This is a genomic window from Oceanimonas sp. AH20CE76, from assembly GCF_039654065.1.
Classification (GTDB): domain Bacteria; phylum Pseudomonadota; class Gammaproteobacteria; order Enterobacterales; family Aeromonadaceae; genus Oceanimonas; species Oceanimonas smirnovii.
In genome coordinates this window covers 376,164-398,057 of record NZ_CP155481.1, presented here as the reverse complement: position 1 = coordinate 398,057, position 21,894 = coordinate 376,164, and the positions used below count along the sequence as shown (strand labels likewise).

The 21,894-nt window shown below is 57.8% G+C and carries 21 protein-coding genes and 2 riboswitches; of the genes, 9 read left to right on the top strand and 12 right to left on the bottom strand.

Going from position 1 to position 21,894, the window contains the following annotated elements:
* Window positions 1-46 precede the first annotated feature (46 nt).
* The 4 genes from N2M06_RS02035 (at window position 47) to N2M06_RS02020 (ending at window position 3,807) form a co-directional block, all read left to right on the top strand.
* Window positions 47-958 carry an ABC transporter substrate-binding protein gene (locus N2M06_RS02035; protein WP_346351436.1) on the top strand — a complete coding sequence of 304 codons (912 nt, stop codon included), beginning with the start codon at window positions 47-49 and terminating at the stop codon, window positions 956-958.
* Window positions 959-1,043: 85 nt separating this feature from the next.
* Window positions 1,044-2,147, top strand: coding sequence for an ABC transporter permease (locus tag N2M06_RS02030; protein WP_346351435.1), 1,104 nt, complete (start codon window positions 1,044-1,046; stop codon window positions 2,145-2,147).
* Window positions 2,144-3,082, top strand: a complete 939-nt coding sequence (locus N2M06_RS02025; RefSeq protein ID WP_346351434.1) for an ABC transporter ATP-binding protein — start codon at window positions 2,144-2,146, stop codon at window positions 3,080-3,082. Before N2M06_RS02030 ends, N2M06_RS02025 begins: the two co-directional genes overlap by 4 nt.
* Window positions 3,079-3,807 carry an ABC transporter permease gene (locus N2M06_RS02020; RefSeq protein ID WP_346351433.1) on the top strand — a complete coding sequence of 243 codons (729 nt, stop codon included), beginning with the start codon at window positions 3,079-3,081 and terminating at the stop codon, window positions 3,805-3,807. Before N2M06_RS02025 ends, N2M06_RS02020 begins: the two co-directional genes overlap by 4 nt.
* A 118-nt stretch (window positions 3,808-3,925) precedes the next feature.
* Here N2M06_RS02020 and N2M06_RS02015 read toward each other — a convergent pair whose 3' ends face one another.
* The gene (locus N2M06_RS02015) at window positions 3,926-5,239 is read right to left on the bottom strand and encodes an LLM class flavin-dependent oxidoreductase (protein ID WP_346351432.1); all 1,314 of its coding nucleotides are present in this window, start codon (window positions 5,237-5,239) and stop codon (window positions 3,926-3,928) included.
* Window positions 5,239-6,012 (bottom strand): 3-oxoacyl-ACP reductase, encoded by a 774-nt coding sequence (locus N2M06_RS02010; protein ID WP_346351431.1) that lies wholly within the window; start codon window positions 6,010-6,012, stop codon window positions 5,239-5,241. The genes N2M06_RS02015 and N2M06_RS02010 overlap by 1 nt, the downstream gene beginning before the upstream one ends.
* Window positions 6,013-6,058: 46 nt before the next feature.
* Window positions 6,059-6,155, bottom strand: a riboswitch (TPP riboswitch).
* A gap of 246 nt (window positions 6,156-6,401) precedes the next feature.
* Here N2M06_RS02010 and pyrC point away from each other — a divergent pair.
* The 3 genes from pyrC to N2M06_RS01995 all read left to right on the top strand — a co-directional run bounded on the left by pyrC (window position 6,402) and on the right by N2M06_RS01995 (window position 9,761).
* On the top strand, window positions 6,402-7,433 hold the full coding sequence (gene pyrC, locus N2M06_RS02005; RefSeq protein WP_346351430.1) for a dihydroorotase: 1,032 nt from the start codon (window positions 6,402-6,404) through the stop codon (window positions 7,431-7,433).
* 93 nt (window positions 7,434-7,526) lie between these two features.
* Window positions 7,527-7,633: riboswitch (TPP riboswitch) on the top strand.
* An 81-nt stretch (window positions 7,634-7,714) separates the two neighbouring features.
* A complete protein-coding gene (locus N2M06_RS02000; RefSeq protein ID WP_346351429.1) occupies window positions 7,715-9,154 on the top strand; it encodes a sodium:solute symporter in 1,440 nt (479 codons plus the stop codon).
* A 124-nt stretch (window positions 9,155-9,278) separates the two neighbouring features.
* Window positions 9,279-9,761, top strand: a complete 483-nt coding sequence (locus tag N2M06_RS01995; RefSeq protein WP_346351428.1) for a hypothetical protein — start codon at window positions 9,279-9,281, stop codon at window positions 9,759-9,761.
* Window positions 9,762-9,826: 65 nt separating this feature from the next.
* Here the strand turns inward: N2M06_RS01995 and N2M06_RS01990 are convergent, their stop codons facing one another.
* The 8 genes from N2M06_RS01990 to N2M06_RS01955 form a co-directional block, all read right to left on the bottom strand.
* Window positions 9,827-10,654 carry an HAD-IIB family hydrolase gene (locus tag N2M06_RS01990; RefSeq protein ID WP_317075482.1) on the bottom strand — a complete coding sequence of 276 codons (828 nt, stop codon included), beginning with the start codon at window positions 10,652-10,654 and terminating at the stop codon, window positions 9,827-9,829.
* Window positions 10,654-11,481 carry a phosphodiesterase gene (locus N2M06_RS01985; protein ID WP_317075483.1) on the bottom strand — a complete coding sequence of 276 codons (828 nt, stop codon included), beginning with the start codon at window positions 11,479-11,481 and terminating at the stop codon, window positions 10,654-10,656. The genes N2M06_RS01990 and N2M06_RS01985 overlap by 1 nt, the downstream gene beginning before the upstream one ends.
* Window positions 11,478-12,545, bottom strand: coding sequence for an ABC transporter ATP-binding protein (locus tag N2M06_RS01980; RefSeq protein WP_317075484.1), 1,068 nt, complete (start codon window positions 12,543-12,545; stop codon window positions 11,478-11,480). The genes N2M06_RS01985 and N2M06_RS01980 overlap by 4 nt, the downstream gene beginning before the upstream one ends.
* A 27-nt stretch (window positions 12,546-12,572) precedes the next feature.
* Complete coding sequence (locus tag N2M06_RS01975; RefSeq protein ID WP_317075485.1) at window positions 12,573-13,367, bottom strand: ABC transporter permease subunit; 795 nt, start codon at window positions 13,365-13,367, stop codon at window positions 12,573-12,575.
* A gap of 10 nt (window positions 13,368-13,377) precedes the next feature.
* Window positions 13,378-14,199, bottom strand: coding sequence for an ABC transporter permease (locus tag N2M06_RS01970; RefSeq protein ID WP_228213944.1), 822 nt, complete (start codon window positions 14,197-14,199; stop codon window positions 13,378-13,380).
* Window positions 14,200-14,269: 70 nt separating this feature from the next.
* Complete coding sequence (locus N2M06_RS01965; protein ID WP_317075486.1) at window positions 14,270-15,283, bottom strand: ABC transporter substrate-binding protein; 1,014 nt, start codon at window positions 15,281-15,283, stop codon at window positions 14,270-14,272.
* Between the two features lie 4 nt (window positions 15,284-15,287).
* On the bottom strand, window positions 15,288-16,331 hold the full coding sequence (locus tag N2M06_RS01960; RefSeq protein WP_317075487.1) for a LacI family DNA-binding transcriptional regulator: 1,044 nt from the start codon (window positions 16,329-16,331) through the stop codon (window positions 15,288-15,290).
* A gap of 229 nt (window positions 16,332-16,560) precedes the next feature.
* Window positions 16,561-16,815: a type B 50S ribosomal protein L31 gene (locus N2M06_RS01955; protein ID WP_317075488.1), complete on the bottom strand. Its 255-nt coding sequence runs from the start codon at window positions 16,813-16,815 to the stop codon at window positions 16,561-16,563.
* A 365-nt stretch (window positions 16,816-17,180) separates the two neighbouring features.
* Here N2M06_RS01955 and N2M06_RS01950 point away from each other — a divergent pair, with 365 nt between their 5' ends.
* Window positions 17,181-18,086, top strand: coding sequence for a hypothetical protein (locus tag N2M06_RS01950; RefSeq protein WP_346351427.1), 906 nt, complete (start codon window positions 17,181-17,183; stop codon window positions 18,084-18,086).
* On the opposite strand, the gene N2M06_RS01945 is transcribed toward N2M06_RS01950, so the two are convergent.
* Window positions 18,035-19,168 (bottom strand): ISAs1 family transposase, encoded by a 1,134-nt coding sequence (locus tag N2M06_RS01945; RefSeq protein ID WP_346351426.1) that lies wholly within the window; start codon window positions 19,166-19,168, stop codon window positions 18,035-18,037. The genes N2M06_RS01950 and N2M06_RS01945 overlap by 52 nt on opposite strands.
* An 85-nt stretch (window positions 19,169-19,253) precedes the next feature.
* On the opposite strand from N2M06_RS01945, the gene N2M06_RS01940 reads away from it, so the two are divergent.
* A complete protein-coding gene (locus N2M06_RS01940) occupies window positions 19,254-20,177 on the top strand; it encodes a hypothetical protein (protein WP_346351425.1) in 924 nt (307 codons plus the stop codon).
* 81 nt (window positions 20,178-20,258) lie between these two features.
* Here N2M06_RS01940 and norR read toward each other — a convergent pair whose 3' ends face one another.
* The gene (gene norR / locus N2M06_RS01935; protein ID WP_346351424.1) at window positions 20,259-21,791 is read right to left on the bottom strand and encodes a nitric oxide reductase transcriptional regulator NorR; all 1,533 of its coding nucleotides are present in this window, start codon (window positions 21,789-21,791) and stop codon (window positions 20,259-20,261) included.
* Window positions 21,792-21,894: the final 103 nt, after the last annotated feature.

The following is a 21,894-nucleotide window of genomic DNA, read 5'->3' as shown; positions in this document are numbered from 1 at the left end:
TGCAAACAGAAAAGATGCTGAATTTCGCCGAATAAGGATGATTTTGATGAAAAAGCTGCTGGCTTCCGCCGTTTTTACCCTGACTGCCACTCTGGCGCTACCGGCCATGGCAGCCGACCCCATAGTAGTATCGTCAAAAATCGATACCGAAGGCGGCCTGCTTGGCAATCTGATTTATCAGGCCCTGAACAATGCCGGCCTTGAAGTGGAAAACCGCAGCCAGCTGGGCGGCACCCCCATACTGCGCAAAGCCATTATTGCCGGCGAAGTGGATATTTATCCGGAATACACCGGCAATGCCGCCTTTTTTCATCAGAAAGAAGACAGCGACGCCTGGAAGGACTTTGAACAGGGCTACGCCTTGGCCAAACAACTGGACTTTGATGCCCATCAGCTGGTGTGGCTGACCCCGGCCAACGCCAACAACACCTGGGCCATTGCCCTGCGCCAGGACATTGCCGAGGCCAACAATCTGGCTACCATGTCGGACTTTGGCCGCTATGTCAGTGAAGGCGGTGAGATCAAGCTGGCGGCGTCCGCCGAGTTTGTGTCCAGCCCCGCCGTGCTGCCCGCCTTTCAGCAGACCTATGGCTTTGAGCTGAGTGACAGCCAGCTACTGGTGCTTTCCGGTGGCAACACCGCTGCCACCATCAAGGCCGCCGCCCTGCAAACCGACGATACCAACGCCGCCATGGTGTACGGCACTGACGGTGCCATTGCCTCTGTGGGTCTGGTAGTCATGGACGACGACAAGGGCGTGCAGCCAGTTTACGCCCCCGCCCCCATAGTGCGGGAAAGTGTGCTCAAGGCACACCCGGAGATCGCCGGCATTCTGCAGCCGGTGTTTCAGTCGCTGAATGTAACCACCCTGCAGACCCTTAACAGCCGCATCGCCATTGGCGGCGAAAGCGCCGAAGCCGTGGCCGCCGACTATCTGGCCGGGCTGAGCCAGGACTGATGATTGTGCCTGCAATACATAACCAAAAATTGACTTCGGGGAGTGACCCATTCCTTTATCATTAAAACCCGACAAGGTCGGCGGCTTGCTGGCAACAGCGCTGGTACTCAGCCTGCTGGCGCTGCCCTTTGTCGGCCTGCAACCCAACCGTATTTTGCCCGGCGAATCCCTGAGCCTGCTCAGTTCCGCCGGCCTCACCGGCCTCTGGCCACTGTTATTGCTGCCGCTTTGTCTGGCTAACCGTGCCCTGCCCCTGCGACTGGCACTCACTGCCACCGCCCTGCCGCTGCTGCTGTATACCGCCGGCCATACCGCCATCGCCCTGCTGGAACATGCCGGCCCCCTGGCCCGGGTTTCCCTGGGTGCCGGCTTTTGGCTGGGGCTGTTCTGGCTGTGCCTGCTGGTGACCGACACCGCCCTGCGGCTGAAACTCGGACCTGCCGCCCGGCTGGCACTGGTGACCATCCTTACCGCAGCTGTGGTGGCACTGCTGGCTTCGGGCTTGTGTGACCAGTTGTCGTTACTGAAAGAGTTTCATAACCGCAGCGACTTCTGGCGGCAGGGGCTGCGTCATCTGCAACTGGCCCTGGGCAGCATTATTCCGGCGGTGCTGGCGGGCATTCCGTTAGGCATTGCCTGCCACCGCTCGCACAGGCTCAGGGCAGCACTGTTTCCGGTACTTAATATTTTGCAGACCATTCCCAGCCTGGCCATGTTTGGCCTGCTGATGGTGCCGTTAAGCCTGCTGAGCACCGCTTACCCCTGGCTGGGAGAGCTGGGTATTCGCGGCATTGGTGCGGCACCGGCGGTGATCGCCCTGTTTCTGTATTCACTGCTGCCCATCGTCAGCAACACGGCGCTGGGCTTTGACCGGGTCAACGCCCATGTGCGCGAGGCGGCCACCGCCATGGGCATGAGCCGCCGCCAGCGCTTGTGGCAAGTGGAGCTGCCGCTGGCATTGCCGGTGATTCTGAGCGGCCTGCGGGTAGTGGTCACACTCAATATCGGTCTGGTGGCGGTGGCGGCACTGGTGGGCGGCGGTGGCTATGGCACCTATATCTTTCAGGGACTGGGGCAGACCGCCACCGATCTGGTGATCCTCGGTGCCCTGCCCACCCTGCTGCTGGCGTTTTTGTTCGCCATCCTGATCGATACCCTGATCGCCCTGCAACAAGGCACTCGTGCATGATTGAAGTAAAAAACCTGAGCAAACAATTTGGCCGGCAGACGGCGGTAAAGGAGCTGTCGTTTCGCGTGGACAGCGGCCGGGTCTGCGCATTGGTCGGCACCTCTGGTTGCGGCAAGTCCACTACCCTGCGCATGCTGAACCGGCTGATAGAGCCCAGCTCGGGCGAGATTTTTATTCAGGGGCAAAAGGTCACCACCATCCCAGCCGAGCAGCTGCGCCGGCGCATTGGCTACGCCATTCAGGGAGTGGGGCTGTTTCCGCACCAGACCATTGCCCGCAACATCGCCACAGTGCCGCGGCTGTTGGGCTGGAGCAAAGCCGACATCGATGCCCGGGTCAGCGAGCTGCTCAGTTTGTTCCGGCTCGACCCCGCCACCTTTGCCGGCAAGTACCCGCACCAATTATCCGGCGGCGAACAGCAACGGGTGGGGGTGGCCCGGGCACTGGCGGCGCGCCCCGAGCTGCTGCTGATGGACGAGCCCTTTGGTGCGCTGGATCCGCTCACCCGCGAGCACCTGCAGGACGAGCTGCTGCATATTCAGCAACTGCTGGGCATTACCATCATAATGGTGACTCACGATCTGGAAGAGGCCATTAAAATGGCCGACGTGATAGCCGTCATGGACAAGGGCGAAATTTTACAGATAGACAGCCCACAAGCCCTGCTGCGCCACCCCAGGCCGGGCTTTGTGCAAAGTCTGGTGGGTGGCCGGGACAGATCCCTGCGGCTGCTGGCCACTCAGACCCTGGCCGATATCATGGCTCCGCTCACGGGGCCCGCCGGCACCGCCCTGCCGGCGGCCACCAGCCTGAAAGACGCCATGGCCGAGCTGCTCTGGCAGGGTGAAGAGCGGCTGACGGTGGTGGATGAGGCCGGCCAGCCGGTGGGTGAAGTCACCCTGAGCCAGCTGCTGAAACAAGGAGCCGGCGCATGACCCGCGCGCTGGGCTGGCTGATCCCCGGGCTGTTGCTGGCGCTGCTGACCCTGAACATGGACGCACTCACGCCGCTGTTTCATCTGCTGGTGGACGCCCCCGCGCCGGCCATTTACGCCCGGGACAGTTTTCTCAACCTGCTGGGCTGGCATGTACTGGCGGTGTTTGTCGCCATTGCCGCCGCCACCCTGCTGGCGCTGGGGGCCGCCATTGCCGTGACCCGGCCTTCAGGCAAGGCTTTTTTTCCACTGGCACGGGCACTGGCCAATCTGGGCCAGACCTTTCCGCCGGTGGCGGTGCTGGCGCTGGCGGTACCGGCGCTGGGCTTTGGTCTTACTCCCACCCTGGTGGCTCTGCTGCTCTACGGCATGCTGCCGATTTTTGAAAATGCCGTGACCGGGTTGCAGCAAATTCCCGCCAGTGTGCGCGAGGCGGCCAAAGGCATGGGCATGACGCCCCTGCAACGGTTGTGGCGGGTGGAATTGCCTCTGGTCCTGCCCACTCTGGTGGCGGGCATTCGCATTTCGCTGATCATCAGCATAGGCACCGCCACCATCGGCTCGACTGTGGCGGCCAAGGGTTTTGGCGAGGTAATTATTGCCGGCCTGCTCACCGACAACCTGGCCTTTGTACTGCAAGGCGGCATCATGGTGGCGCTGATGGCCATGATGCTCGACGCCTTGCTCCGCCGCCTTGAGCAACGGCTGACGCCGCCGGGCGGGTGAGAATACGGGGACTGGGGAATTGTAGGCCCGGTTTTACACCGGGCAAATACATTCACCTGCGACACCGCTGCCGCGAATAAATCGCGGCCTACAACCCCCGCCACTTACAGCTGAAAGCTTACGGCTGACAGCTCCCCGCAGGGGGAAGTCCCAGATGCTCCCGCAGAGTAGAGCCTTCATACTCGGTGCGGAACAGGCCGCGGCGTTGCAGCTCGGGTACCACCTGATCCACAAAGTCCTCGATGCCGGCGGGCAATGAGGGCGGCATCAGGTTAAAGCCGTCGGCACCCTCGTTGCGGAACCACTGCTCCATGCGATCGGCAACCGACTCGGGCGTGCCCACCATGGTGCAGTGGCCGCCGCCCGCAGCGAGCCGGCCCAGCAGCTGGCGCACCGTGGGCTGCTCGGTCTCAATAATACGCAGCACGGTGGCGTAGCGGCCTTTCGGGCCGGTGAACACATCCAAAGACGGCAGTGCCGGCACCGGGCCGTCCAGCTCCCAGCCGGAGCAGTCCTGCCCCACATAGGTGCCCAGCTGGCGCAACGAGGCGTCGGCGGGCAGCAGCTCATCCAGCTCCCGCTGCTTGGCTTTGGCCTCGGCCTCGGTAGAGGCCACATAGGTCACCAGCCCGGGCATGATGGGCACATCCACACTGCGGCCCGCGGCTCTCACCCGGCGCTTGATGTCGCGGTAGTAGTCCTGGGCCGCCGGCAGATCGTAGGCCACGGCGTAAATAGCTTCGGCGCACTGGGCCGCCAGAGTGCGCCCCTGCTCTGAAGCGCCGGCCTGAAACAGCACCGGGTGGCCCTGAGGCGGGCGCGGCACATTGAGCGGGCCGTCCACCAGAAAGAATTCGCCGTTGTGATGAATGGGGTTCACCTTGCCGGGGTCGGCATAGTGGCCGGCCCGATCCATCACCAGCGCATCAGCAGCCCAGGAATCCCACAGCTTGATCACCGCCTCCACAAACTCCTCGGCCCGGCGGTAACGCTCGGCGTGCGCGGGCATGGCCTCGTAGCCGTGGTTGCGGGCTTCCACGTCAAACATGGAGGTGACCACGTTCCAGCCCATGCGGCCGTTGGAGATATGATCCAGCGAGGCCATCATGCGCGCAGCGTGAAAGGGCGTGAAAAAGGTGCTCGACACAGTGCTGATAAAACCGATGCGATCCGTAGCCCGGCTCATGGCCGCCATGGCGGTAAGCGGCTCCAGAAACCAGTAGCTGCCGTCCGCCACATTGCCGGTAGACTGGCCGTCGGCAAAGAACACCGCATCCAGCTTGCCGCGCTCGGCGGTTTGCGCCAGACGCTCGTAATAGCGAATATCCCCCAGCTGCTCCACCGCGGAATTGGGGTGACGCCAGGCGGCCCTGTGGTGGCCGCACCCGAACAGAAACAGGTTCAGGTGCATCATGCGTTCGTTCATGCTCATCAGTTTTTCACCAGACCGCCGTCCACTACCAGATTCTGGCCGGTGACCGAGCGGGACCAGGGCGAGGCAAAGAACAGGGTGGCGTCGGCAAATTCCTCCGGCGTGGTCACCCGGCGCAGCGGCGTATTGGCGGCAATGTAGTCAAACACTTCCTCGGGAGTAGCGGCAGAGGCATCGGTAGTGCGCAGCAGGCCGCCGGATACCATGTTGACGGTAATGCCGTCCGGGCCCAGATCCTGCGACAGGGTGCGGGTCAGCGACAGCAGCGCGGCCTTGGCGGCGGTGTAGTCGTGGTAAGGCACCACCGGGTTCTGGAACAGATTGGTGCCAACATTAACGATGCGGCCAAAACCGGTTTTACGCATGCCAGGCAGCGCCGCCCGGGTGGTGTTTAAGGCACCGCCGGCAATACCTTCCAGCTGCTGGTGCAAATGCTCCCAGGTCAGCGCTTCGGCATGGGGCCGGGCATCACCATTAAAAGAAAACGCCGGCAGGGCGTTGTTGATGACGGTGGTTACCGGGCAGCCGAAATGGGCCTCGGCCTGGTCAAACATGGCCTGCACGGCGGCGGCGTCAGTCACATCGGCCTGCACCGCCAGGGTCTGCTCCGGCGCTTCGGCCGCCAGCTTTTGTGCCGCCTCGGCGCTGTTCAGGTAGTTGATCACCACTTTGGCACCTTCGCGCAAAAAGGCGCGCACCAGATGCTCGCCCAGGCCGCGGGCGCCGCCGGTAACCAGCACCAGTTGTTCATTAAATGGAATGGAAGTTTGCATTTTCTACCTCGAAGCTGAGGCGAAGGCATAAGGCAGCAAAGGCACCAGGCCGGCAGGCTGACATCCCTTCGCCAGTATGAACTGGATCAGGTTCAACGGGTGTTATCTCAGCCCTGCTTAGCAGGACACCCCGTGTCTCGGCACGAACCATAACATACCCCACAGCAAGCTGTAAGCCGTCAGCGATAAGCTGTCAGCAGCCCGAGTAGCCTTAAGGATTTATCTGGTGCCTGTTGCACGGTACGAACAGGCAGATTGCGATATCCGCAAACACATAAGAACAACTTAAAGCTGACAGCTGACCGCTTAAAGCTCCCATGGGTTTGGTGAAAACCCGCTTCGGGTGGATAATAAAGACCTCGAAAGCAATGGATAACGCCGAGCCGACTATGACCACACTGACAATTACCCGCCCCGACGACTGGCACCTGCACCTGCGCGACGGTGAGCAACTGCAAGACACAGTACGCGACGCCAGCCGCTATCTGGGCCGCGCCCTCGTTATGCCCAACCTGGTGCCGCCCGTTACCACCACAGGGCTTGCCAACCAATACCGCGAGCGCATTCTGGCGGTACGCCCCGAGGGCAGCCGGTTTGAGCCGGTAATGAGCCTGTATCTCACCGACAAAACCGACCCCGACGAAATTCGCAAGGGCCGCACCAGCGGCGACATTGTGGCCTGTAAACTGTATCCGGCCGGTGCCACCACCAACTCCGACTCCGGCGTGACCGATGTAAAAAACATCTACCCGATGCTGGAAGCCATGCAGGAAACCGGCACCCTGCTGCTGGTGCACGGTGAAGTCACCGATTCGCGCATCGACATCTTTGACCGGGAAAAAGTGTTCCTGGAAACCGTGCTGCCCGACGTGGTGCGCGACTTCCCCGACCTGAAAATCGTGCTGGAGCACATCACCACAGAGCACGCGGTGAAGTTTGTGGAGCAGGCCGGCGACAACGTGGCCGCCACCATCACCGCTCACCACCTGCTGTTCAACCGCAACCACATGCTGGTGGGCGGCATTCGCCCGCACTACTACTGCCTGCCGATCCTCAAGCGCAACACGCACCAGCAGGCGCTGGTGCGTGCCGCCACCAGCGGCAGCAAAAAGTTCTTTCTGGGCACTGACTCGGCACCGCACTTTCAGCATCGCAAAGAGGCCGCCTGCGGCTGCGCCGGTGCCTACACGTCTCACGCTGCCATTGAGCTATATGCTGAAGTGTTTGAGGAAGCCGGTGCGCTCGACAAGCTGGAAGCCTTTGCCAGCCACAACGGCCCCGACTTCTACGGCCTGCCCCGCAACCCAGACACCATCACTCTGGTAAAAGAATCCTGGACGGTGGACGCTACCCTGCCCCTGGGCGGTGACCAGCTGGTGCCCATTCGCGCCGGCGAAGACATTGGCTGGATGGTGAAATAACCATGGTCAGTTAATAAAAACGCGACTTCGGTCGCGTTTTTTGTGTTGCATTTGAGTTGATTGACAATCAAGGCCCCGCCCCTTACTCTCGTTTCACATTCCTGGGGGAGCCCACACGGGCTGAGACTCCGCCACCAAGGCGGTAACCCTTAGAACCTGATCCGGATAATGCCGGCGAAGGGAAGGAAACGAACGATCCCGCACCATGACGATCCGCCCTCCTCTTCCTTTCGCCCATATGCCCCGGCTATTTCATGCTCGCGGGAGCAAAGGGAGAACACATGCTGGACACCACCACCGCCATTTTATGGCTCTGTTTATTTGCGGCGGTTTTCGCCATTCCCGGGCTGCTGTACGCCCGCCGGCAAAACGACAAACCGGAAGACTTTATTGTGGCCCGCAACAGCCAGAGCGGCACCGCCACTACATTAACCTTGCTGGCCACCACCATGGGCACCTGGATTTTGTTTGGTCCGGCTCAGGCCGCCACCTGGGGCGGTGTGGGTGCCATTACCGGCTACGCCCTTGGCGTGCTGGCCCCCCGGCTGATCATGATTCCGCTGGGCAAACGCATTCGCGAGCTGATGCCCGAAGGCCATACCCTCACCGAGTTTGTAATGGGACGCTACGGCCGGGGCATGTTTGGTTTTGTACTGGTGATCATGCTGTTCTATATGTTTATTGCACTCACCGCCGGCCTCACCGCCATTGCCCAGATGGTGGCCCTGCTGGCACCGGTGCCGCTGTGGACTACCGCCGGCATTGTGATGGTGGCCACCCTTGTTTACACCCTGTATGGCGGCCTGCGGGTCACCATTTTTACCGACCGCGTGCAGATGCTGGTGATTTTGCCGTTTTTGCTGGTGCTGATTGCCCTGGGCTGGCAGGCCACCGACGGTCTGGCCCCGGCCCTGGCCGGCCTGCAACAAAGCGCACCGCACCTGCTTGATCCGCTCAACACCACAGGGCTGAAATCGGGCCTCACCTTCTTTCTTGCCGTGGTGCTCACCGGTCTGTTCTATCAGGGCACCTGGCAACGGGTGTTTGCCGCACGGGACAACAAGGTAATCCGCAATGGCTTTATTCTGAGCGGTGTGCTCAGCTTTCCCATCATCTTTATTATGGGACTGTTTGGCCTGGCCTTTGTGGGCCTGAACCTGCCCGGCGACGGCTCGGTGGCGCTGTTCAGCGTGCTGATGCCCAATATGCCGCTGTGGTTTGCCATTGGCCTGCTGCCCTTTGGCCTGGCGCTGATCATGAGCAGCGCCGACTCCACCATCAGCGGCCTGACCAGCATGCTGGTGGTAGACCTGCGCCGGCTGCTGCCCAACACCAGCGTGCACACCCTGCTGGGGCTGTCGCGCTGGCTGATTGTGCTGTCTTCCATTCCGGTGCTCTATGTGGCCTCGCAGGGCTTTAGCGTACTTTATTTGTTCCTGCTGGCAGACCTGCTGTGCTGCGCCGCTGCCTTTCCGGTGTTCTTTGGCTTTTACAATGCCCGTTATCAGGGCTGGAACGCCATGCTCAGCACCCTCGGCGGTCTGGTGGCCGGCCTGATGCTGTTCCCAGCCCCGGGCGAAGCCGCCACCTATTTGCTGGAGTCGTTCCTGCTGGCCACCTTTGTGCCGGTGGCCATTTCCGCCCTGCTGCTATTGGTGCCCAACCGCAACCCCTTTGACTTTGCCGCGTTAGCCAGCCGGGTGCGCAGCCTGGAAAACTGAGTTCGTTTTGCTGTAACCATTCGTCGCAATACATTGCCGGCGCGCCCCAAGGCCGCCGGTTTTTTTTGTGTTCTACACTGAGTGCACAACAACCGGTAAACCGGTACCCAAGCGGAGAGCACTCATGAAAACAATCACCACCTCGCTGACGCTGGCCCTGCTCGTGACTCCTCTGGCTGTTGCCAACGAACTGACGGGCACCCTGGACGGAAAACAACACAGCTGGCACATTCTGGAGCATGAGCAAGGCTCCACCGCCAACTTCAGTGAGCTGATGCCCGGTATGTATAGCGTATCCATACAAGGCCATCGCCAGAACAAGTTTGAAACCAAGGGCACATTCGTCATCGACTTCATGGTGATACAAGGCAAAGCCAACAGCGCTTCCGTATCTTACTTTCCCGAAAATGCCCTTACCCCGCACTACGGCACCAAAGAAGAAGTACCCATTCAGCTGAATGTGCTGGAGCTTAATGAAGACACAGGCCGGGCCAGCGGCAGCGTCAAAGCCAGCCTGCTATATATGGAAAGCCTGCAGGCGGGACACAACCCCGACAACAACCTGCAGGCCGATATTCGCTTTGATGTCACCCTGCAGAAAGAGTAACCGGCCAGACACACCTAGCGGCCGCGATGGCGGCCGTTGTCCGGGCTCTGCATCCAGTAACCCTGCTAAGCCGTTGTCTCGCTGACCACGACCCCGGATGTAACTTCCCCCCTTGCCTTCAGCAGGTGCTCGGCCATTTCGGCGAAGCCCTTACCCCCTTCCTCTTCTGTTTGATAGGACGGCAGGCTAGCCAGCCAGGGCAGGCTGTGGACGATATTGGCCACCCCCACACTCAGCGGCAGAGCACGAAACATCGGTTCGTCATTGGCCGAATCACCAATGCACAGCACCTGAGCCTGGATCTGATCCGGGGTCAGTCCCAGCCGGGCGGTGAAATAACGCTCGGCGGCGCGCCACTTGTTGTGATCACCGCTCCACACATTAAGGTGAATCGAGCTGGTGGCATAGTTCACCTCATGCCGGTCCAGTTCGGCGCACAGCGCGCTGACTTCGTCGGTGCTCAGGGTCACCGCCTGGCCGATATCGATAGCCATATCAGTCAGCCGCAACGACTGATCCGCCGCCAGCATGGCCCGGGGCACGGCGGTCAGCGCCGCGTTCACCGCCGCTGCCAGTTGTTCCCGCTGCTGATGGCGACGCTCATCGGGCAACCAGTATTCGGTGCTCAGACCCTGACCATCAAGCTGAAAACGAAAGCCGCCGCCCTCGCCAATCACGGTGTTCACCGGTAACAGACGCACCAGCGCATCGCACCAGCCAGCGCAAGCGCCGGTAATGGGCACCACGGTAATGCCGGCTGCGCGCAGATCATAGAGTGCCTGCAGGGTCCGGGGCAGCAGCTGGCCCCGGTAACTGAGGGTATCGTCCACATCGGTGAGAATGTAACGAATGGCACCGGCCCGGGCCGGAGACAGCTGGTTTATAGGTTTCATCAGTCTATCAGCCTGCCCTGTTGGTCAAAAAACGGATGGGGGCCATCGCTGTCGTCCACATGGCTCTGGTGGCTCAGCAGCAGGCCGCTTTGCGGATGCAGATAAAGCAGGCGGATCATCGCCGGCTCTCTGGTGAAAGATGAAGGTGCGCCGGGCCGCAGATCCAGGGTCACCGCATGGTTATGGGCCGGCCCCACATACACCGGCCGTCCGCACCAGATAAACTCCACCGGCCGGTGCAGGTGACCGCAGAGCAGCAATTCCACCTGCGGATTCTGCTTCAGCACCCCGGCCAGCTCATCGGCACCGTGCAGCCGCTGCACATCCATGTGCTCGAGCCCCACCGCCACCGGCGGATGATGCATAAACAGCAGGGTGCGCTGCGTCGGAGCCCGGCTTAAGGTCTGCTCCAGCCAGTCACGACGTTCTGCGTCAATCAGGCCATGAGGTTTGCCCGGAACGCTGGTATCCAGCCCGACCAGACGCAGTGGCAGGCCGTCGATGGCATAGCTCAGATGATCCTGGCTCTGAAACAGGTATTGATGATCCGCAAACACCGCCCGCAAGGCGCGGCGATCGTCATGGTTGCCCGGCACCAGATAAAACGGCATCAGCAGCCGATCCAGCGCCAGCCGGGCCTGGCGGTATTCGGCTTCACTGCCGAAATCGCCGAGATCACCGGTGATCAGCACCAGATCGGGCCGGGGTTGCAGGTTATTGAGGTGATCCACCGCCTGCTGCAGCCGGGCAAACGTGTCCACTTTGCCGGCATAAGCCGGCTTGCCACCGGCCTTGATATGAAGATCTGTCAGTTGCGCAATGATCATGCTGCCCTCACCCGCTGCTGATCCAGCCGGATCATCTGATCCGGTTTAATTAACAGCCCCACCGTCTGCCCCGGTGTAAACTGCGCCCGTCCGTCGCAGTCCACCAGTACCGGCTGTTCACTGACACCGCTCACCCACACCCGGTTACGATCGCCGATAAACTGGGTCTGCTGCACCACGCCGGTCAGCTGGCCACTGCCGGCCTCGGTGATCTCCATATCTTCCGGCCGGCAGTGAATTCGCCCGGGGCCGTCGGCCAGCGCCACCCCCGGCAGGCTTCCCCCTGGCAGTTGCATACAGCGGTTACGGACCAGGCCCTCAAACACGTTGATCTGGCCGATAAAGTCGGCCACAAAGTCATTTTGGGGTTCGAAATAAATTTCCCTCGGGGTGCCAATCTGGGATACCCGGCCATGCTCCATCACCACAATGCGATCCCCCAGTGCCATGGCTTCATCCTGATCATGGGTCACATAAATGGCGGTAATGCCGAGTTTGCGCAGCAGGCTGTTAATATCAGCCCTCAGCCGGTCGCGCAGCAAGGCATCAAGGGCAGTGAGCGGCTCGTCGAGCAGCAGCACCCGCGGGCTGGTGATAATCGCCCGTGCCAGCGCCACCCGCTGCCGTTGACCGCCCGACAGCTGGCTGATACGCCGGTGGGCCAACGGAGCCAACTCCATCATCTCCAACATCTCAGCCACCCGCCGTTTGATGTCGGCGGTTTTCACCTTCTGCACCTTGAGGCCATAGCCCACGTTCTCGGCCACCGTCATATTGGGAAACAGGGCATAAGACTGAAACACCATGCCCACCTTGCGTTTTTCAATGGGCTGACGCGTTACATCTTCATCACCGAACAGAATGCGGCCCCCTTCATCGGGAAACTCCAGGCCGGCAATCATGCGCAGTGTGGTGGTTTTGCCGCAGCCCGAGGGACCGAGCAAGACCAGGGTCTCGCCGGCCTGGATGGTCAAGTCCAGCGGGTGCAGGGCCAGGGTGCCGTCGGAAAAGGTTTTGCGGCAGTTTTGCAGGCGAATGGCAACGCCGTGTTCATTAATGGTCATTGAGTCAGTCCTGAAACAAAATACGGATTAACGGGCCGCCGGCTTGCGCAGCCGGGTGCCACTCCACTGCACACCTATCATCAGTGGCAGCAGCATGAGCAGGAAAATCAGGGTATAGGCGCTGCTGATCTCCAGCCGCATTGAGGCATAGGAGTCTGCCAGTCCCACCGGCAGGGTTTTGGTCAGCGGCGTATGCAGCATCCAGGTAAGGTTGAACTCACCCACCGACAGGGTCAGGGTCATCAGCGCGCCGCTGATGATGCCGCCTTTACAATTAGGCACGACCACGTCGCGAAAGCGACGCCAGAAGCCGGCCCCCAGACTGGCAGCCCCTTCTTCCAGCTGTTTGAAATCGATGCTGTGCAGCACTGCCAGCACCGAACGCACCATAAACGGCAGGGTGTACAGCACATGGCCGATAAGAATAAACAGCCAGCTGGTGCGCAGATCACCATGGCCGCCATAGGCGATGATCAGCGCCAGAGCAATGGCCAGGCCGGGAATGGCCACCGGCAGCACGATCAGCTCTTCAAAAATACGCGCCCAGCGGCTGGCAGACGTTGCCAGATAATAGGCCGCCGGCACCCCTACCAGCAGATTCACCAGCAGGGTCGACAGCGCCAGCTGCAGAGTCAGCCACAGGGTATCGCTGTAAAGCGTAAGCACTTCATTTATCCAGCGCAGGGTCAGTCCGCTGGAGAGACCCTGAAAGTAGTTGCTGGTCAGGCCGGCCGTTACCGACATCAGTACCGGCACCACCATAAAAGCGCACACCAGCAGAGTGAACGCCAGTTGCAGATAATAGGAAAAAGGTCGTTTCATGGCGGTGTCCTCAGGCGGCAGGAGTGGAACTGGCCCCCGAGGCCGAGCGTGCCAGCAGCAGCACCAGCCAGGTGATAAGGCCGAGTATGATGCTCAACGCCGCCGCCATGGCGATATTGGCACCCAGGGTAAATTCGGTGTAAATGGTCATCGGCATCACATTAATGCCACTGGCCAGCGCAAAGGCGGTGCCAAAGGCCCCCATGGAAGTGGCAAAGCAGATGGCACCGCTGGCGATCAGCGCCGGTTTGAGCGCCGGCAGGATCACATCCAGCACAATGCGCAGGCGTGAGGCCCCGAGCGAACGGGCCGCCTCTTCCAGCATCAAATCCATCTTCTCCACCGCGGACATCACCGTCAGCAAAACCCGGGGAATGGAGAAATACACATAGCCGACAAACAACCCGGCCAGCGAGTAGGCGAAGGTCCAGCGTGAACCGTCAAGCAACAGTCCAAGCTCGGCGCTCAGACCCTGACGGCCACCCAGCATAATCACCAGAAAGCCCACCACCACACCGGGGAACGCCAGCGGAAACGTCATCAGCGACACCAGCCATGCCTTGCCGGCAAACTGATTGCGGGCCAGAAACAGGCCGGCAACCAGCGCAATCGCCAGGGTAGTGAGCGTGGTGACTACCGACAGCATCAGGGTCTCCAGCATACTGCGCAGATAGCGGCCGTCGGTCAGTGCCTGCCAGTAATTCATGGCACCATTGTCACCACTGACCGAGACCAGGATCAGCTGACCCATGGGGATCAGAAAAAAGGCGCAGGTAATGATCAGCACCGGCAGCATCATCAGGCTGAGGTTGCGTTTGCTTGAAACAGACATGGATGTTCTCAACAGGGGAAAATCAAAAGTGGAATCAGGGCGGGTGCCTGGCACCCGCCCTGGTCACCAATTACTGCATGCGATCAAGGTATTGTTGCTGGAAGCCGGACTGAACCTCGGCCATTTTGCCGTAGTCTACCGCCACGGCACGGGCATAATCAGACTCGGGCAGGAAACGGGCCTTCACGTCTTCCGACATGGCATCGGGGCGGACCGGTCGCAGAAAGGCGTTGGCCCATACCGACTGGCCCTTGTCGGAAAGCACGAAATCGAGGATCTTCCGGCCCTTTTCCGGATTAGGCGAGTTCTTCACCAGGCTCATTACATAGGGCACAACCACGCTGCCTTCTTCGGGGATCACAAACTGTACATTGGCACCGTCCTTGTATTTGGCACGGTAGGCATTGAAGTCGTAGTCCAGCATGATGGGGATCTCGCCCGAAAGCACCCGGGCATAGGCGGTCTGTTTGGGCACAATAGGAGCATTTTCCTGCAGTTTAGCCAGGAAATTCAGACCGGGCTCGAAGTTGTCCAGATCCCCTCCCAGCGCACCGTTGATCGCAACCGCACCGGCATAACCGACAAAGGCACTGGACGGATCCAGATAACCGATCATGCCCTTATAGGCAGGATCGAGCAGATCCTTCCAGCGTTGAGGCACCGGTTTGCCGTCAAGAGCGTCCACGTTCACAAACAGGCCCAGGGTACCGGAATGAATGGTAAACCAGTGGCCTTGCGGATCCTTCAGACCATCAGGGATCTGCTCCCAGTTGGCAGGCTGGTAAGACTCGGTGACGCCCTTCTCAGCAGCGGTAATGCCAAACGACACACCATAATACGCCACATCGGCCACCGGGCTGTTCTGCTCGGCCAGCAGCTGAGACAGGGTCTGGCCCGAGTTCTTGTTGTCAAAGGGAACCTGGTAGCCCAGCTCTTCCTTGATAACCTTGAGCTGGGTAGCCCAGTCGGCCCACTGAGGCGGGCAGTTATAACAGATGGCATCGGCGGCCTGGGCCTGGCCACCCAGGACACTGGCAGTCACGGCCAGGGCTGAAGCCCATTTAACTACACGTTGCTTAAGCATGATGTTATCTCTCACTAAGGGGTTTAACGGGGGAATCGGTAAGGGGCGTCAGGGTGCCACCCGCCACCAGCTGGTAGCTGAGCTGACGCCCCGTGTCCAAAGCATTGAGATGACGCTGGGCCATCAGGGTATCCACGGCAGTACTGCCAATTTCAAGATTGGGGGTGCGCACGCTGGTCAGGGCTGGCATGCGCAGCGCGCCGGCCTGAATACCATCAAATCCGACCAGAGACACATCATCGGGTACCCGCCGGCCAAGCTGCTCCAGCTGGGCAATGGTGGCCAGCGCCAGCAGATCGTTAGAGCAGAACCAGGCGGTCGGCTGTGCTCCCGGCCGGTTATAAATGGCAGCCAGCGCCTGCGCCAGTCCAGTGGCATTGACCGGATCCACCTGCACCAGCTGTGCCAGTTGCACGCCAGCCTGATGCAGGCCCGACAGAAAGCCCGCATGGCGATCCCGGGCCCTGTCGGTACGCACAAATTCGCCCGAAATCATGCCGATGCAGCGATGGCCAGCAGCAAGAATGCGCTCTGCCACCTCGGCGGCGGCACAGAAGTTATCGACGCCGACATGGGCTGCCATCTGCTCACGCGGCACATTGTGCATCAGGCAATAGGGCACACCAGCTTCGTCCAGTCGCTGCAGGGCGGCACTGCGGGCCGCGTCATTCACGGTAAGCAACACTCCGTCTACCTGATAGGCGAGCAGGGTTTCCACCGCGCTCAGTTCCAGCGCATCGTCATAATCGGAGGAGAGAATTAACGGGGTATAGCCCAGGGTCCGGGACCGCTGCTGCAAACCTGCGGCGGTTTCAGCAAACACCGGGTTGGTCAGACTGGGAATGATCACCCCCAGGGTCATGCTGCTGGCGGTTTTCAGTGCCCGCGCCGCCATGCTCGGACGGTAGCCCAGTGCGCTGATTGCAGCCTCTACCCTGGCCACGGTTTCGGCCCGTACCGCCCCCTTGTTGTTGACGACCCGGGACACGGTGGCAATAGACAAGCCACAGTGCTGTGCAATATCCCTGATGGTAACCGTTCTGCTCATAACTGCCCTCCTGCTGATGGAAGGCACTATAGATTTGCTTTTTTACAGTGATGTTAACGTTTACTTAAAGCATGTAATCGTTTACATGAAGATTTTATGACTGCCCAACCACGGGCTGAAGATGATGAAACATCGCCACCCACCTTGCTCCCAACAAAAACGCGCCCCGAAGCGGAGCGCGTTGATTACTGGCTTGCCTGAGTGTGTGTCTGAAGACACAACATCCGGCTTACTTGCTGGCCAGCTTGCCGAAACGTTTGTTGAACTGGGCCACCCGACCCTCGTTACCCACCTGACGCTGCTCGCCGGTATACACAGGATGCGAGGCGCTGGAAATATCCAGGTTAACCAGAGGATAAGTGTTGCCGTCTTCCCAGACGATGGTCTCGGCAGAGGTACAGGTAGAGCGAATGCGGAAGGTCTTGCCACAGGAAGTGTCCTTAAACACCACATATTCGTAGGCGGGATGAATGTTCTTCTTCATGAATGATACCGTTATAACATAACAATTGATATTGTTATTGAACCTGATTCTCATTCGCTTGTAAAGAGCGTTCTCCTCTGTTGTCTGGTGGTGATCAACCAGGAGTCAGGACTGTTACCGGCTGGAACGCCGGCTGTTCAGAGTTCCCTCGGTGCGTAAGGGCGTGAACTGGCTGCGCAAACGGGCCGGGCGTGAGCCATTGAGGTTTGATGGATACGGGGCATTGTTGTACTCGAAACCTTTAGATCCTTACAAAGGTCGATAATGATCCATACTTGAACACCGATAACTATAATCAGGCTGGTGAAAAGTAAGATATAATTATTTACTCAAAACCACTAAAAATCCAAAAACTGGAGTGAGCATTGAAAAATAAAAATAATGAAATGATTTCTAGACTATTTCATGAACGTAGCAAGTTTATCGTTCTTGGGTTAACAGGTAGAACTGGTTCGGGCTGTACAACCGCCGCCAGCATTTTAGAAAATGAAAAGGCTGACTTCCCTCACGTTGACAATGTCAAACATAAAAAAGAACCATTTTTCTCCGAATTGGACTCTAAGAGGTACAAAATTGCATCTCATTACACAAAAGAGAACTACAGCCCTTTCATATCAATAAAGGTTAGTGATTTAATTTCAGCCTACTTACTAACTTTAACAACCACACAAATTGTGGACTTCATAAAAGAACAAACCGACAATATAAGTAGAGCAAGCATTTACGAACTAATAAGAAAAGGTAGCTTTCAACTAACATACACAAAGAAAGGTGTACTAAAGAACATCTCTAATAAAATGCTCGACCATTGCACCTCCTTTGAGCTTTCAGTAAGAGAAAAAACAAAATTTTTCTCTTTCATGAAACTAATAAGAAAGTTTACTGAAGACTTCAAAAAGGAGTTAAGGGGAATCAATAATGAGCTATATATAAGAGTTTATCAAGCTGCAGGAAACTCCATTAGAAGAACAGGAAAAGTTGAATCTAAATACAAAGAGAAAGCCTTCGAGCCAGAGTCCGTCTTTCACCTCCCTGAAACGATCAACAGAGTGATAAAAAGCATCAGACAAATAAACTCACAAGGTGCTTTCATAGTAATAGATGCAATAAGAAATCCTTATGAAGCTAAATTCTTCAAAGATCGTTATTCGGCATTTTATCTAATATCAATAAATGCACCGAATGAAGATCGTAAAGCTCAGGGCGAGAGCATGAACGGTTACTTTTTACCCAGCAACGCCAATCCGGCAATGACCACTTTCTCTAGGTAAGCGCTGTTCATACTCGCCATCTTCTGTTTCCGCCTGATACTGGCTTTTTTCGAGGTTTCAGAACGTAACATATTTAGCGCCATGTGCCGGAAGCCAGCCAGGATTTCGGCAGCATTCTCACGATAAATGAGGCAGTTGTCTTCCTTCATTGATACATCTAGAACCCAGTGCAGGCTATTTTCTATACACCAATGACCGCGTACTGCGGCTGCAAATCGGGCGGTGTCCAGCTCAGCTGAACTGATGTAGTAACGGTACTCCAGCGAAGACTTGCCTGATTTATCCTGGCGATAGCCGATGGCCACGCCCAGTGTCTTCAGGCCAGTCCACTCAGGAAACTCGCCAAGCAGTGCGTCAGCTGGCAGGACATGATACTCCCGTGCTTCGGTACGGCCATGTCCATGCTCGATGGTGACATTATCTTGGCTGGTTTCCTTACTATGAACCGGGCGAAGTTCCCTCTGAACGGCCCGGTGCAGTAGCTCCTGGTTATCTTTTACCGCAAGCAGATAATCTCCACCCTGGCTGATAATGGTTTCTGCAATTTTGGTCTGACAACCCATGGCATCAATGGAAACCAGGCAGCCGTTGATATCCAGCAGGCTTAGCAGGGCAGGAATGGCCGTGATTTCATTGGATTTGTCCTCGGTTTTCAGTTGCCCCATGACCACCTTGTTATCGACCGAAAAGGCACTCACCATGTGGATGGCAGAGCGTCTGTCTTCACGGTCGTATGAGCCTCGTAAGGTCTTGCCGTCGATGGCTATCAGCTCACTGCCGGTGCGTTCATTGACGGATTGTGCCCAATGAACAAAGCATTGCTGAAATTCAGTTGGCTCAAGGGCAGAAACGATACGGGCGATGGTGTCATGCACCGGCAAGCCATTGGGAAACAAGCCTTTATCCTGAAACCAGTCGAGGTGTGCTTCACCGAAATCTTCGATGTCTTCCCAACCTTCAGCGCCGGCGATGACCGCGCAAACCGTCAGGAACAGGACATCAAACAGCGGGTAACTGATTTTGGCCGTTTGGCGGGGATCTGTCAGTTCACCAAAGTACTCGGAAAAGGCATCAAGGCTCATGGTTGTGCTCCCAAAAGGGAGTATAAGATCACAAGTCGATCTGCGGGTCAAACCACCTCGAACTGGTCATAAAGCGTTCGTGATCTTGCCCTGTCGTAAAGCTTACTTACAAAATGTCCATAAATACACTGTAGATGAATTTGACGAATTAGAACGTAGAGAATCTGGAAAAACAAGAGTTGATGATGCTGACTTCATAAGCCAAAATGTAAAAAGGTGCATTGAAATATCGGACATTCATATTTTCAACCCAAGAAATGAAATTGATAACAATAATGTACTGAAAGCACAATTAGCTTGGTACTTGGCATTAATAAAACACCCTGGGTTAATTTCACCAACAAACATTGAACGGGTTATGCAAATTGCATATACTGCGAAAGTTAATTCTGGCTGTATATCTAGACAAGTTGGAGCAGTTGTAACTGATGAAAACTACTCTATCAAATCAGTAGGTTGGAATGATGTAGCAAAAGGACAAGTTCCATGCAACCTAAGATCTCTTGATGAGCTAGCAAATACATTTGATGAAGTTACCTATAGTACATATGAACGTCAAAACAGTGACTTTAGGGATGCAGCTAAAGGTGAACTAATAAAAATATCTGGAAAGATAGGCACTCAAGGAAAGAATCTTTCATATTGCTTTAAAGATATAAAGAACTCTTTGGATGATTCAGGAAATCAAGTCCATACAAGATCACTGCATGCTGAAGAAAACGCTTTCCTACAACTGGCTAAATATGGCTCAGCCGGAATAGAAGGCGGAAAACTATTCACAACAGCAAGCCCATGTGAATTGTGCGCAAAAAAAGCATACCAATTAGGAATCAAAGATATTGTATTTATTGATCCTTACCCTGGGATAGCAATAGATCACATCTTATCAATAGGAAAAAATGAGCCAAACTTGATTCAGTTCAGAGGGGCTCTAGGAAAAGGATACCATCAATTATATGAGCCAACCATGTCATATAAGGACGAATTGAACTATCTTAAAGATCATTAAGCTTAGAAAGTGAAAAAGTAAGCTCAGTATGAAACTTTCCCGCTGCTCCCACAGCGGGTCTTTTTATTTCAAATACTCACCTCACTTCATCCCCAGCCGCTTCGCCAGTTTATGCAAATTGCTGGGGTCCACTTCCAGCAAGCGGGCGGCGGCAGCCCAGTTGTGTTCGGTGGCGGCCAGTGCCTGCTCTATGGCCTGTTGCTGGGCCTGATTGGTCACCTGCTGCAGACTGGCAAGCGGCTGAGGCGGCGTTATCTCGGGCATATTGACGGCCCGGGCGGGTTCCGGCAGCACCGTATCGCCGGCCAGATCCAGCAGCTCCGGCTCCAGGCTGATGATGTCGGCCCGGTCGGCACCCCGGCTGAGAGCCTTGATCGCGGCACGGCTGATCACGTGCTCCAGCTCGCGCACATTGCCGGGCCAGGCATAAGCACACAGAGCCCGCTCGGCGGCGGGTGAAAGCCGCAGGCTGCGCAGGCCCAGCCGCCCCCGGTTCAGCTCCAGAAAGTGACCGGCCAGCACCAGCACATCCCCTTCCCGCTCCCGCAGGGGCGGTATCGGCACCGGATACACCGACAGCCGGTGATAAAGATCGGCGCGAAAATGACCGTCGCGCACACTGTCGTGCAACTGGCGGTTGGTGGCGGCAATGACCCGCACATTCACCTTGCGCGGGGCGTCTTCCCCCAGCCGCTGAATTTCACCGTTCTGCAGCGCTCGCAGCAGTTTGGCCTGAATGCCCAGCGGCAGCTCGCCCACCTCATCCAGAAACAAGGTGCCGCCGTCGGCAGCTTCAAAGCGACCGGGGCGGGCATTACCGGCACCGGAAAAGGCTCCCTTTACATGACCGAACAGCTCGCTCTCGGCCAGGGTTTCAGGCAGGGCCGCACAGTTCACCTGCACCAGCGGCCGTTCCTGCCGGGGCGAGCGCTGGTGCAGGCGACGGGCAAACAAGTCCTTGCCCACACCGGTTTCGCCGGTGAGCAGCACCGGCAAATCCGAGTCGGCCACCACGTCCAGCTCGTGCAGTAATCGCTTGAGTCCGGTGCTCTGCCCCAGAATTTCCCCTTCCTGCCGGTCTCCCAGCGGCACCGGCGAGTCCTGCCGGGCCAGACGCAAGGCACGAATATCCCGCTCCAGCCGGGTCATGCGTACGGCGGCGGAAACGGTCAGTGCCAGCCGTTGCAGCTGATCCCGGGCGTCCTGATCAAAGGTACCGGCGGTAAGGGCATCCAGGGTCATTGCACCCCAGAGCTCTCCATTGACATACAGGCTGATGCCCATGCAGTCGTGCACCGGCAACGCCTCGCCCACATGATGCTCCAGCAGACCGTCGTAAGGATCCGACAGGGGCGAATCGGGGGCAAACGCCACCGTGCTGCGACTGGCCAGAATGGCCGCCAGCCTGGGGTGCTGAGCCACCACAAAGCGCCGGCCCAGGGCCTCGCGCACCAGACCTTCTACCGCCACCGGGCTGAGCACCCCATCCTGCAACCGCAACAGGCACACGGCCCCGCAGCCAAAATGCTCGCGCACCATCCGCACCAGACTCTGGAGCCGCACGGCACTGGGCAATTCAGCGGCCAGATCCGCCAGCAGGAGTTCGTAAAGCATGGTCATTATCACCATATAAGGGTTTTATTTACCCTATTTGATTAGGGTAAATAAAACCACACAAAAATAAAAATGCCTAATAATCAATAAATTAAAAAGTGGC

Coding starts and splice junctions, on each gene's coding strand:
- N2M06_RS02000 (WP_346351429.1), top strand. CDS start 7,715: ATGCTGGACACCACCACCGCCATTTTATGGCTCTGTTTATTTGCGGCG.
- N2M06_RS01960 (WP_317075487.1), bottom strand. CDS start 16,331: ATGAGCAGAACGGTTACCATCAGGGATATTGCACAGCACTGTGGCTTG.
- N2M06_RS01945 (WP_346351426.1), bottom strand. CDS start 19,168: ATGAGCCTTGATGCCTTTTCCGAGTACTTTGGTGAACTGACAGATCCC.
- N2M06_RS01995 (WP_346351428.1), top strand. CDS start 9,279: ATGAAAACAATCACCACCTCGCTGACGCTGGCCCTGCTCGTGACTCCT.
- norR (WP_346351424.1), bottom strand. CDS start 21,791: ATGCTTTACGAACTCCTGCTGGCGGATCTGGCCGCTGAATTGCCCAGT.
- N2M06_RS01985 (WP_317075483.1), bottom strand. CDS start 11,481: ATGATCATTGCGCAACTGACAGATCTTCATATCAAGGCCGGTGGCAAG.
- N2M06_RS02015 (WP_346351432.1), bottom strand. CDS start 5,239: ATGAGCATGAACGAACGCATGATGCACCTGAACCTGTTTCTGTTCGGG.
- N2M06_RS01965 (WP_317075486.1), bottom strand. CDS start 15,283: ATGCTTAAGCAACGTGTAGTTAAATGGGCTTCAGCCCTGGCCGTGACT.
- N2M06_RS02025 (WP_346351434.1), top strand. CDS start 2,144: ATGATTGAAGTAAAAAACCTGAGCAAACAATTTGGCCGGCAGACGGCG.
- N2M06_RS01975 (WP_317075485.1), bottom strand. CDS start 13,367: ATGAAACGACCTTTTTCCTATTATCTGCAACTGGCGTTCACTCTGCTG.
- pyrC (WP_346351430.1), top strand. CDS start 6,402: ATGACCACACTGACAATTACCCGCCCCGACGACTGGCACCTGCACCTG.
- N2M06_RS02035 (WP_346351436.1), top strand. CDS start 47: ATGAAAAAGCTGCTGGCTTCCGCCGTTTTTACCCTGACTGCCACTCTG.
- N2M06_RS02010 (WP_346351431.1), bottom strand. CDS start 6,012: ATGCAAACTTCCATTCCATTTAATGAACAACTGGTGCTGGTTACCGGC.
- N2M06_RS01955 (WP_317075488.1), bottom strand. CDS start 16,815: ATGAAGAAGAACATTCATCCCGCCTACGAATATGTGGTGTTTAAGGAC.
- N2M06_RS01980 (WP_317075484.1), bottom strand. CDS start 12,545: ATGACCATTAATGAACACGGCGTTGCCATTCGCCTGCAAAACTGCCGC.
- N2M06_RS01970 (WP_228213944.1), bottom strand. CDS start 14,199: ATGTCTGTTTCAAGCAAACGCAACCTCAGCCTGATGATGCTGCCGGTG.
- N2M06_RS02020 (WP_346351433.1), top strand. CDS start 3,079: ATGACCCGCGCGCTGGGCTGGCTGATCCCCGGGCTGTTGCTGGCGCTG.
- N2M06_RS01990 (WP_317075482.1), bottom strand. CDS start 10,654: ATGAAACCTATAAACCAGCTGTCTCCGGCCCGGGCCGGTGCCATTCGT.